Origin of the sequence: Oceanimonas marisflavi (assembly GCF_003049725.1) — a bacterium.
Classification (GTDB): domain Bacteria; phylum Pseudomonadota; class Gammaproteobacteria; order Enterobacterales; family Aeromonadaceae; genus Oceanimonas; species Oceanimonas marisflavi.
Window position 1 is genome coordinate 1 of sequence record NZ_QAGM01000083.1, and the last position, 258, is coordinate 258.

The 258-nt window shown below is 55.8% G+C and carries 1 rRNA gene; it reads left to right on the forward strand.

Features of this window, described 5'->3' with window-relative positions:
- Positions 1-258 (forward strand): 16S ribosomal RNA (locus tag DA373_RS16185); the annotation flags it as partial.

The window sequence follows — 258 nt, forward strand, 5'->3', positions numbered from 1 at the left end:
GAATACCAGTGGCGAAGGCGGCCCCCTGGCCAAAGACTGACGCTCAGGTGCGAAAGCGTGGGGAGCAAACAGGATTAGATACCCTGGTAGTCCACGCCGTAAACGATGTCAACTTGAAGTCTGTGCCGTTTGAGCGCGGGTTTCGGAGCTAACGCGTTAAGTTGACCGCCTGGGGAGTACGGCCGCAAGGTTAAAACTCAAATGAATTGACGGGGGCCCGCACAAGCGGTGGAGCATGTGGTTTAATTCGATGCAACG